Origin of the sequence: Tenacibaculum sp. Bg11-29 (assembly GCF_002836595.1) — a bacterium.
In the GTDB taxonomy this organism is placed as follows: domain Bacteria; phylum Bacteroidota; class Bacteroidia; order Flavobacteriales; family Flavobacteriaceae; genus Polaribacter.
On record NZ_PJBB01000003.1, the window covers coordinates 612691 to 626401 of the forward strand.

At 29.9% G+C, this 13711-nt stretch carries 10 protein-coding genes; 1 reads left to right on the plus strand and 9 read right to left on the minus strand.

The genetic code is table 11. The annotated features are described in order from the left end of the window. Nucleotides 1-81: 81 nt before the first annotated feature. The 9 genes from CXF68_RS02865 to CXF68_RS02905 all read right to left on the minus strand — a co-directional run bounded on the left by CXF68_RS02865 (nt 82) and on the right by CXF68_RS02905 (nt 11704). The gene (locus CXF68_RS02865; protein ID WP_101042843.1) at nt 82-948 is read right to left on the minus strand and encodes an acyl-CoA thioesterase II; all 867 of its coding nucleotides are present in this window, start codon (nt 946-948) and stop codon (nt 82-84) included. 21 nt (nt 949-969) lie between these two features. Next, nucleotides 970-2148, minus strand: coding sequence for a GNAT family N-acetyltransferase (locus tag CXF68_RS02870; RefSeq protein ID WP_101042844.1), 1179 nt, complete (start codon nt 2146-2148; stop codon nt 970-972). Nucleotides 2149-2205: 57 nt separating this feature from the next. After that, nucleotides 2206-3165 (minus strand): hypothetical protein, encoded by a 960-nt coding sequence (locus tag CXF68_RS02875; RefSeq protein WP_101042845.1) that lies wholly within the window; start codon nt 3163-3165, stop codon nt 2206-2208. A gap of 49 nt (nt 3166-3214) precedes the next feature. Further along, the gene (locus tag CXF68_RS02880) at nt 3215-3469 is read right to left on the minus strand and encodes a SemiSWEET family sugar transporter (RefSeq protein WP_028889940.1); all 255 of its coding nucleotides are present in this window, start codon (nt 3467-3469) and stop codon (nt 3215-3217) included. Between the two features lie 77 nt (nt 3470-3546). Beyond that, a complete protein-coding gene (locus CXF68_RS02885; protein ID WP_101042846.1) occupies nt 3547-6867 on the minus strand; it encodes a class I tRNA ligase family protein in 3321 nt (1106 codons plus the stop codon). 152 nt (nt 6868-7019) lie between these two features. Beyond that, complete coding sequence (locus CXF68_RS02890; protein WP_101042847.1) at nt 7020-7562, minus strand: DUF2911 domain-containing protein; 543 nt, start codon at nt 7560-7562, stop codon at nt 7020-7022. Between the two features lie 91 nt (nt 7563-7653). Continuing rightward, nucleotides 7654-8892 carry a PepSY domain-containing protein gene (locus CXF68_RS02895; RefSeq protein ID WP_101047310.1) on the minus strand — a complete coding sequence of 413 codons (1239 nt, stop codon included), beginning with the start codon at nt 8890-8892 and terminating at the stop codon, nt 7654-7656. 70 nt (nt 8893-8962) lie between these two features. Further along, nucleotides 8963-11296, minus strand: coding sequence for a TonB-dependent receptor (locus CXF68_RS02900; RefSeq protein WP_101042848.1), 2334 nt, complete (start codon nt 11294-11296; stop codon nt 8963-8965). 90 nt (nt 11297-11386) lie between these two features. Next, nucleotides 11387-11704, minus strand: a complete 318-nt coding sequence (locus CXF68_RS02905) for a hypothetical protein (protein ID WP_101042849.1) — start codon at nt 11702-11704, stop codon at nt 11387-11389. A 270-nt stretch (nt 11705-11974) separates the two neighbouring features. Between CXF68_RS02905 and CXF68_RS02910 the strand changes: the two genes are divergently transcribed. After that, complete coding sequence (locus tag CXF68_RS02910) at nt 11975-13231, plus strand: hypothetical protein (protein WP_101042850.1); 1257 nt, start codon at nt 11975-11977, stop codon at nt 13229-13231. The last annotated feature ends 480 nt before the right edge of the window (nt 13232-13711 follow it).

Here is a 13711-nt window from a genome sequence, read left to right on the forward strand (position 1 = left end):
TTCTTTTTATTCTGAAATAGAAAGGAAAAAAGGGCGATTTATTACGGTTATTTTAAATTAGAACTGGTATAATAATCTAAATTACTTTTTAATTGCTCTCATTAAACCTTCTTGAGCCACTGACGCTACTAATACACCTTCTCTAGTATAAATATTACCACAAGCAAATCCACGCGCTCCAAAAGCACTAGGACTTTCTATTGAAAACAACAGCCAATCACTAAAATCAAAATCACGATAAAACCACATTGAGTGATCTAAACTTGCCATTTGTGTATTTCCAAAATTAGCAACACTTGCATTTGGGTTTAAACAGGCTGTTAAAATATTGTAGTCTGAAATATAAGTTAAGATTTGTTGCTTCTGAGCCAATGTTAAATTAACAACATCTCCTTTTATCTTAAACCATACATCAACAACTGGTGGTAAATCTTTTGCATCCATAGGGTTTACAACCTGAACAGGTTTAAAATCTATTGGACGTTCGATACTTAAAAAATATTTTAGTTTTTTAGGTAAAAAGTCGCCAAACTGATTTAACATATCTGTCCAACTAAATAATTCTTCAGGTTGTTTTATATCTTTTTTTATAGGCATTTGATGCTCGTATCCTTTCTCTTTCTTATGAAAAGAACAAGCCAATATAAAAATTGTTTTATCTTTTTGAAATGCTGTTACTCGACGAGTAGAAAAACTACCACCGTCACGAATAATTTGCACATTGTATGTTATTGGTAAATCTAAATCTCCAGCTTCTAAAAAGTAAGAATGTAATGAGTGTAATGTTCGCTTCTCTGAAACAGTTCTATAAGCTGCATTTAACGATTGTGCTAAAACTTGCCCTCCAAAAACACTTGGGCTTCCAATATCTTTACTAATTCCGTTATAGTTATTATCTCCAATATCTTCTAATGTTAGAATATTTAATAATTCTTGTGTGTTTTTCATTTTTATAATTAACTTTTTCTCTTAGTCCTTTAATTTAAATGGATGCCTTTGCGTAAATTCTGAAGGCTGAATTCTATTTAAAAATAAACTTAAGATACGGTTTGGAATCGTTTTTTTATGACGTAAATAAATAGTTAAATCTTGTGGAACTGCACCTACCGAGCTTTTAATTTCACTAGCTGTTCTTCCAAAATTTATTGTCTTTACTTTCTTTGCTATACCTAAAGATATATAGTCATATAATATACGCTGATATATAGCGTACTGTCTATTATTTACATAATCTATCCCTACAAAATGGGCATCTAATGATTCTTGATTAAAAACTCCTGATAAAAAACCTACTAATTTATCTTCTAACCAATAGACTTTTAAAATATAATTATCTCCTAAGTTTTCCTTTAACGTTTTGTAGGTTTTTAAATTAAAGTCACCTAAATTAAAACTAGCTTTAGTCGATACGGTTTTATAAAGTGAAGTCATTTCTGGAAACAACTCAGAAAGCCTTCCAGCTGTAACATCTTCTGTTTTTAACAACTCACTTAGTTTAAATGCTTTTCTTGCCTTTACTCTAAATTTTGTTTTTAATGCTGTTAAATAATCATCTAAGCTGCTCCAATTAGGTTCTAAATGTAAAACCATATTAGGATCTACATTAAACGAATTATAACCTTCATCATGTAATGATGTTGTAAACTCTGATATATTTTCGAAATCTTTAAACATAAAAACATCAGCAGAATTTTTAGCACTTAAATTCTCAAAATCAACAACAGCTTTAGCTATACTTCTAATAATTGTATTTTTATCTTGATTGTCTTTTATAAAAACTCCGTGCTCACCACTTACAAAAGTATTTCCACAGGTAAGTATCTTAAAAACGTTTTCTGGCGGTATAAGACCTAATTTTCTCCCCATACATTTCACCCATTCTACAACAGATTGCATATCGTTCTGAACACTATCTAAATAAAAATCTACTATTTGAATAGTTGCCAAAGCTACGGGTGAATTATTTTCATTCAATAAAACTATGTAAGCAAATTTTATGCTCGAATTATTTAGTTGTAATGCTTCTAAATATTTTCTATGAAAATACCTGTTACTTTCACAATCTAATTCCTTCCAAATATCATTTGAAATTTCATTAATATTATAAAAATACCGAACATTTAAAGAATGTTTACTACACAATAACATATTCACAGACTCTCTTCTATTTGAAGTGTAAATTACTAAAAGTTTATTTAATCACTATTAAGCCACTCCTTTGTTCCAAACAGGTACTTTTAATAACTTACTAATTTTCATCATATCACTTAATATATATGTTTTATCTCCGTGATTTAATAAATTATGTCTAGTTCCTTTACTCGTAATTAAATTTAACTCGTACGAAAAATAACTTCCAGATGAACTTCCTCCTTCAGTAAACTTTTCTAATACTTGTAATGAATAAACTTCATTAAAAGGTATGATTTTACCATCAACAATAATTTTTCTTTTTAAAGTGTTTATAAACACTTTTGGAGAAAACATAAAAAGTAATAAGATTCCAACTAATAAAAATGGGCCTCCTGAAGTAAAAAACAATTTCCCTCCTTTCATAAAAGTAAGTGGAATATCATAAGTTTGATAATATTCATAAAACGAAATTGCTACATAGTTTAATCCTATTAAGAAAAAACTCCATGCAAATACTTTTGTAAATGAACTCGCTGTTATTTTATAACCTTGTACTGTTTTTTTGTATACTTCACTAGCAAAATTACTACCAGAACTTTCTAAGGCATCCCAGGATGTTTGTTTACCAATTAAGTCATTATCAGGATCTTCAAAAGTAAAATCTACTTGTTTATTTTTAGGAACTGTTTTTTTCTTATTAGAAAGGTAACTTGTTGTAACCATACCTATTCCCATAAACACTAAAACAAGTAACATACCTCCTGTTTTATAAAACAAAAACTTCTCTTTTCCATAAACCTTTTTATGAATAGGCACCGTAATTCCTAATTTTTTAATCAAATGTTCACCACTACGTGTTAACGTATTTAATTGCTTTAAAGAATCTAATGTTTGAATATCTTTTTGAAGTGTAACTTGATTATTGTTATACCCTTTATATTTTGCTTCAAGTTCTGGTACAACTACAAAATATATAATTCCGATAGGTATTAATAAAAAAAGCCAAGAGCTTTTTAATGATATCTTACTCATTCTTTATCTTTAATAATTTATAATTATATTGAAAACATCTTAAAATTACTTACTTATATTTAAGTTTCATTATCACTAAAAATAGTGAGGATACAGCCGTTATACCATTTGCTAAAATCATTGGTAAACTCTTTAAATGAATTCCATAAATTAACCACAATACAATACCTACAAAAAATACGGAGTACATTACTAAAGATAATCCTTCAGTAGACTTTGTTTTCCATGTTTTGTAAACTTGTGGTAAAAATGAAGCCGTTGTTAATGTAGCTGCTAACAAACCTAATGTTTCATAAAAATCCATAATGAATTATTTTAAACAAAAAAAGAAGACTTTTTAAAATTTTAAAAAGTCTTCTTTTTTATAATTAACTTTATCTTTTATCCTACAATATTAATAATTTTTCCAGGAACGATAATTATTTTTTTAGGTGTTATATCTCCTAATTGAGCCTGCGTTCTTTCGTCTGCCATTACAATTTTTTCGATTTCTTCTTTCGATAAATCTAATGATAACTCTAAAGTAAAACGCATTTTACCGTTAAATGAAACAGGGTAATTTTTAGAGCTTTCTACTAAATGAGATGCTTCGAATTTAGGAAATTCAATTGTTGAAATTGATTCTGTATGTCCCAATCTACTCCATAACTCTTCTGCTATATGAGGAGCATAAGGTGAAATTAAAGCTAATAATGGTTCTAAAATAGCACGCTTATTACATTTTAAAGCATTTAATTCGTTTACAGCAATCATAAAAGTAGAAACTGAAGTATTGAATGAGAAATTCTCAATATCTTCTTCTACTTTTTTAATTGTTTTATGTAAAACTTTTAATTCTTCTTTAGTTGGTTCTTCTTCCGTTACAATAACACCTTCTTCACCAATATATAATTTCCAAAGTTTTTTCAAGAATGAATATACTCCTGAAATACCAGAAGTTTTCCAAGGCTTCGTTTGTTCTAAAGGCCCTAAAAACATTTCAAATAAACGCAATGCATCTGCACCAAATTCTTCACAAATATCATCTGGATTAACAACATTAAACCAACGTTTAGACATTTTTTCAACTTCACGGTAGCAAGAAAACTCATTATTTCTTCCAAAAACAAACTCTGCCTTTTTAAATTCGTCTCTCCAATCTTTTAACTTATCTATATTAATTACAGTATCACCTTCAAGTGTACTTACATCAATATGAATAGGTCTATAAGATAAAGTCTCTTCATTTTCTTCAGTAAGACCTGCCTCTTGTAATTTCTTATCTAATCGAGACCATAATTTATCGTCTTTCTCAGTTTCTGTTATTTGATTTTCTCCTTGAAAATAATCAGCAGAAATATACAGGTTATTCTTTTTACCTTCAAACATTGCTTCATACACAAGTGCAGAAGTTCCTAAAATCATTCCTTGGTTAATCAGTTTTTTTGCAAATTCATCAACAGGAACAATTCCTTTATCAAATAAGAATTTTTGCCAAAAACGAGCATATAATAAATGTCCTGTTGCATGTTCTGAACCTCCAATATATAAATCTACTTCTTTCCAGTAATCAGCAGCTTCTTTGCTTACAAATTCACCAGTATTCGTAGCATCCATATAACGGTTAAAATACCAAGAACTTCCTGCCCAACCTGGCATTGTATTTAGTTCTAAATTAAAAACAGTTTTATTGTTAATTAAACTATTATTTACTACTTCATTTTTCTCAATATCCCAAGCCCACTCAATTGCGTTTCCTAACGGTGGTTTCCCGTCTTCAGTAGGTAAATACTTTTCTACTTCTGGTAGTACAATTGGCAAATATTTTGCATCAATCATTTGAGGCATTCCGTCTTTATAATAAACAGGAAAAGGTTCTCCCCAATAACGTTGACGACTAAATACGGCATCACGTAAACGATAGTTTATTTTCCCAAAACCAAAGCCTTGTTTTTCCATTTCATAAATAGCCAATTTCATCGCTTTTTTATACGATAAACCATCTAAGAAATCAGAGTTTGCAATTTTTGTTCCTTCTTTATCTGCATGTGCAGCTTCAGAAATATCTACATTTTCAAAAATATTTGGAATAGCTAATTCGAAGTTCTTTGCAAAATCATAATCACGTTGATCTCCACAAGGAACTGCCATAACTGCTCCTGTTCCATAATTTGCTAAAACATAATCACCAATCCAAATTGGCACTTGTTTACCTGTAAATGGGTGTAAAGCATACGCTCCTGTAAAAACCCCTGAGATCGTTTTTACATCTGCCATTCTTTCTCTTTCAGAACGTTTTGCCGTTGCTTTAATATAAGCATAAACAGCTTTCTTTTGTTTATCAGTCACGATTCGTGACACCAATTCATGCTCTGGTGCCAACGTCATAAACGATACACCATAAATAGTATCTGGTCTTGTTGTAAAAACGTCTATTTTATAATCGTTTTGAATGGCTGTTTCAATTACCTCAACTGTTGTTTTTTCAACAGGTTTTGCAAATTGTATCGTATTATTTATTTTTGAGACAACTCCTAAAACGTTTTCAATAACTTCTTCATTAGTAAAACGAACGATATTAAATCCTTCACTTGTAAAATAAGAAGTTCTTGCTGCTTCGTCTTCTTTACCAGAAAACTCAACAATTATATTTTTTGCTAAACATACATAATCTACTAAAAATGTACCAATGGTATATTTTTTTCTAAATTTTGCTGCTCCTTTTTTATTTTTTAATTCATTCCAAAGAACTTCTTCAGCTTTAGAAAGATTTAAACGCATTTCTTTTAATGCTTCTAATTCTTTGTACGATAATTTCACACCACTTTCTGGTGCCTCTAAAGCATCAACTTTAAAAGTTACCATTGCTCCTTGTGAGCGACCAATCCAATTTGTTTGACTATCTTTTAAAGGCTGCGGCCAATCGATATTTTGTAAACCGTCTAACAAGCGCTGTGAATATGCTGAAATTCGCATAGACCATTGGGTCATTTTTTTTCGTACTACTGGATGTCCTCCACGTTCTGAAACACCGTTTATTATTTCATCATTTGCTAATACAGTTCCTAGTTCAGGACACCAGTTAACTTCGGTATCAGATAAATAGGTTAAACGATATTGCAATAATATTTCTTGTTGTTTTTCTGAAGAGAATCCTTTCCATTCATCTGCCGTAAAAACAGTAATATCTTCGTCTGAAACTGCATTTATCGTTGTATTTCCTGCTGTTTCAAAAACTGAAATTAACGTAGAAACATCTTCTGCCTTATCAGTATCTTTATTATACCAAGAGTTAAATAATTGAATAAAAATCCATTGCGTCCATTTATAATATTCTGGACTAGAAGTACGAACCTCACGAGACCAGTCGAAAGAAAATCCGATAGTATCTAATTGACGACGGTATGTTTTTATGTTTGTTTCAGTTGTTATAGCTGGGTGTTGCCCTGTTTGAATTGCATATTGTTCTGCTGGTAATCCAAAAGAATCATATCCTTGCGGATGCAATACATTAAAGCCTTTATGACGCTTGTAACGTGCATAAATATCAGATGCAATATAACCTAATGGATGCCCTACATGTAGTCCTGCTCCTGATGGATAAGGAAACATATCTAACACATAATATTTAGGTTTCTCCGATTCATTACTGGCTTTAAATGTTTGGTTATCTGCCCAAAACTGTTGCCATTTCTTTTCTATCTCTTGATGATTGTATTGCATTGTATTTCTTTTAAGAAGCTGCAAATTTACGGTTATTGTATGGAACAATAAAACAGATCTCTTTTTAAAATAAAAGCATAAAAAAATCGCAAACAAATGTTTGCGATTTTTAATGAAAATATATATTTTTATTCTTTAAAAGAATTTATTTTTTATCCTTTTACAGGTATTGACACTATCGTTTTACCCCAACCAAAGTACATATTTGCATTGTTATCTTCTCCATCAAAAGCAATTGAAAAAGCTTCAACTAATTTTTCCGATTTAGAAACTTTACCTGCTACTCTAGCAACATCTTCAGTTTCATTATAAAAATAAGATCCCCAAACATTTTTAGCGGTACTTAAAATCACTGTCCATTCTTTATCTCCTGGTATTGTAAATAACGTATATGTTCCCGCCTTTACATCTTTCCCTCCAAAATTAACATCTTTGTAAAAAGTAATTTCAGCTGCCTCATTAGCTCCTGTTCTCCAAACTTTTTCATTTGGTGCTAATTTAGAAATTTTTCTTCCTTTTAGTTGTGGACGACTATAAACCACTTTTACCAATTTATCTGAAACTCTATAGCTACTTGGGTATGCTGCTGCATCCATTGGACTTTTATCTAATCCTTCAAATTTTTGTGCAACTGCTTTATTTGTAAACACAAGTGCAATTGTAAATATAAAAATTGATACTATTGATTTTTTCATACTATGTATTTTAGTTTATTTATACTTATCGTTAGTCTTTTTGAAGCAGTAAACTTACAATCTTTTCTCTTAAAATTATGTGAAATTTATCTTAATTATTCCATTTTAAAACACGGAACTTCTCATATAAAAAGATCAAAATTACACTAAAGCCAAACATAGGAAACAAGATTGAAAGCCCTATAATTAGTATTATATTATTTTTTGTTAATTTAAATTTAGTTGAAACCTTTGGTACTCCCCAACTTCCTTTTTGTTTTCTATGAAAAAAAGATATTATAGCTGCTAAACTCATGGCAGTTAAAGCAATTGCTATGCCAAACATTAGCCACCAATTCCAAGCTCCAAATTCTCCTTGATGAAATGCCATAACCCACATACGTCCTCTCATTAAGAAACCAACATCATTCCAAGTGTGTTCTTTAACTAGTTTACCTGAATACTGATCAAAATGCAACATTTTTTGGGCATCTAAAGGAAATGTTTGGTTAGAAATACTAAAAGTACTTTTTGCTGACTTTGGAAAACCTAAACTGATTACTCCTGGTAAGTTTTGTTGCTTAGCAATCAAAACCATCTCTTCAATCGTAATTCTTTTTTCTTTTAACACAGAAGTTAAATCGCGTCCATTCCATGTTTTAGGGTATCCTGTATTGGTTACTTTTTGTACCCATTTAAAATTACTTCCAAAAACATCTGTCCAAGGAAACCCCCCAGCCAAAATAATTAACAATAAAATAGATATCCAAAAACCTGTTACAGCATGCAAATCTCTATACAAAGTTCTTCTTCCTTCTTTAAATCGAATAATAAAAACTCCCCTTATTCCTTTAGAAAAAGGCCACCAAATATACAGTCCTGTTAAAATTAAAACAACCATCCAACTAGCAATTAGTTCTACGATTTTTGTACCTACTTTACCTCCTAATAATTCTCCATGGAGTTTTCGAACAGTATACATCCAAGTATTTTTAGCACTGAAACTTCCAGAAACTTTACCTGTATATTTGTTTACAAAAACACTTTTTTTACCACCAAACCTTCCTGAAATAAATTCATTACTTTTTGCAACCTCATTATTTAGAATTAATGTATTCGGCTTCTTTTTTAAATACTCCTTTGCATTTGCATATTGCTTTTCATAAGAAACCGTTATAGCCTGAGTACTTTCTATATTCTGGATATTAGCTATTGCTTCTTTTTCTACATCTGGTTTAAATAAATAAATTGCTCCCGTTATAGAAAGTACTAATACAAAAGGTAATGAAATGATTCCTGCAATAAAATGCCATTTCCAAAACCATTGATTTAATTTTTTATCTTTTTTCATTGTTTGAGATTGAATTCCCAATAACACTTAACATTTTGTATCATTGAGAATTTCTAGAATAAATTAATTATTAAAAATTGTATTTAATTCCTCCATAAAAAGAAACAGGAGCTCCTACACTATATTTAACAGAACCATAGCGATATGAAGCCCTTGTTGAATATAATTTATCAAATAAATTTAAGCCTTGTGCCCAAATTTCAAAATTCCCATAAGTATAACTTGCTTTTAAATTAATAAGATGATGACCATCATATACCGTAGTTTGCCCTGATTGACCATTTACTTTAGCAGCTCCTTCAAAACTTGAATTATATTCACCTAATTGTTCGTGCTGTAAGGTTACTAATAAATTAGTTATGGGTTTGTATTTTAAAGATGTTGAAGCAATATATTTTGGTGCAATTGGCATTGCGGTATTAGAACGATCTATGGTAAAATAAGTTCCTGTCTTTCTATCTTTAGCAGCTTCAGTAAAAGTTATGTATTTATGACTTGCATAACTACCATTGTAATCAAATTCTAAATTATCAGTTATTTTCCAGTTAAACCCTAACTCAACACCTTGTGAGCGTGTTTCCCCTGCATTTTGAGATAAATAATTCCCTGCATCGTCAGAAGTTGTAACAAAACGATTTTTACCATCTAAACGATAAATAGCAAGATCTAACTTAATGTTTGAATTTAAAGTTGCATAGGCTCCAATCTCAAAGTTATTAAATTTTGCTGGTTTTAATTCATACAAATCACCATTTAAACCACTATTTCTAAATAATGAACCTATTTGAGGTGGTGTAAATCCTTTTGAATAATTAGCATATATACCTGACCTCTTGTTAAGATTATAATTTAACCCAATTTTTGGAGCAAAATTATTGTAAGTAACTTTTTGGTCTTCAACTCCAGAAGCTCCTTCATCTTTGTTATCATAATCATAACTAAAACCATCATAGCGAATAGCAGCAGTAAACTTTACATTATTAACAGGTGATATTTCAAATTGTGCATAACTTGCATAGTTTAATATATCAGCATCATAAAACATTTTATAATTGTTAGTTAGGTCATAATCAATAAACTTTTTGGTGGTAGCATCGTACGTAACGCTAATTTGTTTTGCATAATATTCTTGTGGAGAATAATCTATAGTCCCCCCTACAATTAATGATGCATCAGCTAAATTGAAATCTATTTTATGTTGAATTAAACCTACAACACTTTTAAATTTATTGGAATTAATTTCACCAAATTCACTTCTTGTAGATATTCGATATGATGGAATTTGATTCATTTCATTATTACGATAAATGAAATTGAATGAGGTTTTATTATTATCATTCCAAACTTTATCTAATGTAGATCGAAAGCGTAGTGATCTTGCTTCTCTTTCTGCGAATGTATGGTTACTTTCATATTTACCTGCTAAGTAATTTTCTTCTGATAAAGAACTTGACCCCATATCAGATCGAAAATCTATAAACGACACCGTATTTGTCCATTGTAAAGATTCACTAAAATCATTTACATTCTTAAAAGTAATTGCAAATTTCTCATAATCTGAATGTTCAATTAATCCGTTTACACGACGTACTTTATGTACCCCTACATAAAATCCGTATTTATCTAATGCAGTTATTGAAACCTCTGCTTCAATTTTTTGTAATCCTAAGGAGTTTCCTTCTATACCAAATGATCCTCCAAATTCTTTTCTTGGCTTTTGGGTAATAAAATTTATACTACCACCAATTGCTTCGCTACCATAAATACTCGACGCTGGTCCTTTTAAAACTTCAACTCTACCAAATGAGGTACTATTCATTTCTAAAAGCGCATTATGATTAAATACTGCTACAGGTCTAATTGGCAAACCATCTTCTAAATATAGAAATAATGCTTTAGTTGCTATTGGTGTACGAATAGCCATCATATGCTGCTCGTTACTTACTGCCATTGATGAACTCATATATACTCCCGGAACTTGATTTACTAATTGATCAACTCCAAAGGCTTTTGTTTCTTCAATATCTTTTGAAGTAACAATACCAATAGCTCCAGGAACCTCTGTTCGTTTCTGCGACTCCCTACTTGCTGAAACAATAATTTCATCTAAGCTATACTCATCTTCTTCTAATACGATTTCATTAAAATCATTAATAAGTTTAATCGTTTTCGTTTTATAACCAACACTTGTTATCTGTACTCTTGAATTTTTTAATTTAATTATAAAGTTACCTTCAAAATCAGTACCAACTCCTTTCTTTTTATTTGCTGTTGAGATAATTGCAGCTCCAACAACTGGTTTGTTTTTAATGCCTACTACTTTCCCTTTAAATATAGTTTGTGAGTAGCCTTTTATTGATAACATTAAAAATGTTATCAATAGTATATAATGTAATTTGAACATTTTTTTAAATTTTAAATACGTGCATTGTTAAAACACACATTAATAAATTAACGAATGTGTATGCTTTTTTTAATAAACTGTATGTAAAACTTAAATGATGGGAGGGTGAAATACTCTTTTAGAAAATAGAAAAAAATAGTTTTGTTTGTAAGAATATAACTTTAAAATTGTTTTTAATAGTATGTTTTTTCTTTTTACAGATACTAATTCTACAAAACCTATTGGATAGTCTTCTCCAACAATTCGTAATGATTTAAAATCATCATCTTGTTGTTTTTCTAGCTTTTGCATTAATTGACATTTACCATTACATTGAAGTGCTGGCTTGTCTTTATTAATACATAATACTTTTGATATATAATCGTAATTTATTGCATATTCAACAAACGGAGCAACAGGACGCAGCATAGCAATCGTGTATAATAAAACAAATGTATATATGCTTAACTTCTGTAACAAAACTGATTTTTAAATCATTGAAAGCGCAAAGGTAGTTTAAGTATTTTTTTTAATCAATTACAACTCTCTTTTTCTTTAGAAATAGACAAGTTTAAAAGCTTAAAAATTGAGAGGCTGTTAATCGAATAATCCATGTTATTTTTAATAGCAACCGCTGTTAAATTTATTATTTTTGACACTAGAAACATTCTAAAAACTCGCTTCAAACAACATCAATAAATGAAAAGTAATAAATACTACATCGTACTACTATTAATTTATTTTTTAACTGGATGCAATTCTAAAAAAAAGAAAGAGACTCTTTTAATAAAAGAGAGAAAGGTTACTAATTTGATACCTTTTACAAATAACCAAGAAACTTCTTTACCTATTTTGCATACTACCAAAGAAGGCGTTTTAACTTTATCGTGGGTAAAAAAAGTAAATGATTCAATAACTCAACTTAATTACACACAACTTAACGACGGAAAATGGGAAGCGTCTAAAGAAATAATAAAAGGTAAAGACTGGTTTGTAAACTGGGCTGATTTCCCTTCAATAACTAGTAACAACGGTAATTTTCTTACTCATTTTTTAAAAAAATCATCGAAAGAAACTTTTTCGTACGACATTAGGTTAAATCTACTTACTAAAGGAAAGGAAAAATGGACAACAAATTTAACTTTACATAATGACAATACTAAAACAGAGCATGGTTTTGTTAGTACGCTACCTTACAATACTGGTTTTTTCTTAACCTGGTTAGATGGTAGAAATACGGGTTCAAACGCTCCAAAAATAAACAGTAATCATACTGGTCATTCTGGTGCAATGACCTTAAGGTCGGCAGAAGTTTCACTAGAAGGAATAGTAACAAACAGCACTCTTTTAGATACAAAAACATGTAGCTGTTGCCAAACTACTGCCGCTATCACAAAAAACGGACCTATTATTTTGTATCGCGACAGAACTGATAATGAAATTAGAGATATTGCTATTACAAGATATGTTAATGGTAAATGGATTGCACCTCAACCTATTTACAATGATCAATGGTTAATAAAAGGCTGCCCAGTTAATGGCCCTAAAGTTGATGCTAAAGAAAATAATGTAGCTGTTGCATGGTATACTGCTGTAAATGATAAACCTGAAGTAAAGGTAATTTTCTCTGAAGATGGAGGTGCTAATTTCTTAAGCCCAATTATAATTAATAGCGGAGAAAATTTAGGGCGAGTAGATATTGAGTTAATAAATTCTGAAACTGCCATAGTTTCTTGGATAGCAATATCAGAAGATAAAACTTTTTTAAAAGCTGTAAAGGTTACCAAATCAGGTAATAAATCAAATCCTGTAATTATTAGCGAAATAAGCACTTCTCGAAAATCCGGTTTTCCTCAAATGGAATGTATTGGAAATAAAGTATATTTTGCGTGGACTTCTCTTAAAAATGAAATACCGAGTATAAAAACAGCTTATATAGCTTTAGATAAATTTTAATTAAAATATAAAAAGAGAATCAAGCTATTTATTATTTTTTTTAGGAATAGTCATTTTTACTACAGGTGTTTTAACTTTTTTTGCGGTAAATCACATTTTTTATTTCGGGTATCCCTTTTAAGGTTTTGTATTATTTTTCGCAAAAAAAAGAGTGAATATTACATTAAAAATAAACTTATAATAATAAAACAAATTCTTAATAGCCTTGACTCAAATCCCTATGTTGATGAAGCATATAGCTTCATTTCTGGTTTGGAAAATCACATAAGAACCGTAATTAAAAACAATCCAAACTTAAATTCTGGACAAATAGCTAATCTAATAACATTTCCTAATTAATGAAATATTATAATTTAATATCAAGTCGAAATAGAAAATAAATCGGGAAAAAACCTCAAAGTGAAGAAGGTTATCATGGAGATATACAACAAGATTTTATACCTTGGGAAGGTAAAATAGATTTTGATTTTAAACTTCCAG

Excerpts from the sequence above, each read along its gene's own strand:
- CXF68_RS02865 (WP_101042843.1), bottom strand. The coding sequence starts at position 948 with ATGAAAAACACACAAGAATTATTAAATATTCTAACATTAGAAGATATT.
- CXF68_RS02870 (WP_101042844.1), bottom strand. The coding sequence starts at position 2,148 with ATGTTATTGTGTAGTAAACATTCTTTAAATGTTCGGTATTTTTATAAT.
- CXF68_RS02875 (WP_101042845.1), bottom strand. The coding sequence starts at position 3,165 with ATGAGTAAGATATCATTAAAAAGCTCTTGGCTTTTTTTATTAATACCT.
- CXF68_RS02880 (WP_028889940.1), bottom strand. The coding sequence starts at position 3,469 with ATGGATTTTTATGAAACATTAGGTTTGTTAGCAGCTACATTAACAACG.
- CXF68_RS02885 (WP_101042846.1), bottom strand. The coding sequence starts at position 6,867 with ATGCAATACAATCATCAAGAGATAGAAAAGAAATGGCAACAGTTTTGG.
- CXF68_RS02890 (WP_101042847.1), bottom strand. The coding sequence starts at position 7,562 with ATGAAAAAATCAATAGTATCAATTTTTATATTTACAATTGCACTTGTG.
- CXF68_RS02895 (WP_101047310.1), bottom strand. The coding sequence starts at position 8,892 with ATGAAAAAAGATAAAAAATTAAATCAATGGTTTTGGAAATGGCATTTT.
- CXF68_RS02900 (WP_101042848.1), bottom strand. The coding sequence starts at position 11,296 with ATGTTCAAATTACATTATATACTATTGATAACATTTTTAATGTTATCA.
- CXF68_RS02905 (WP_101042849.1), bottom strand. The coding sequence starts at position 11,704 with ATGCTGCGTCCTGTTGCTCCGTTTGTTGAATATGCAATAAATTACGAT.
- CXF68_RS02910 (WP_101042850.1), top strand. The coding sequence starts at position 11,975 with ATGAAAAGTAATAAATACTACATCGTACTACTATTAATTTATTTTTTA.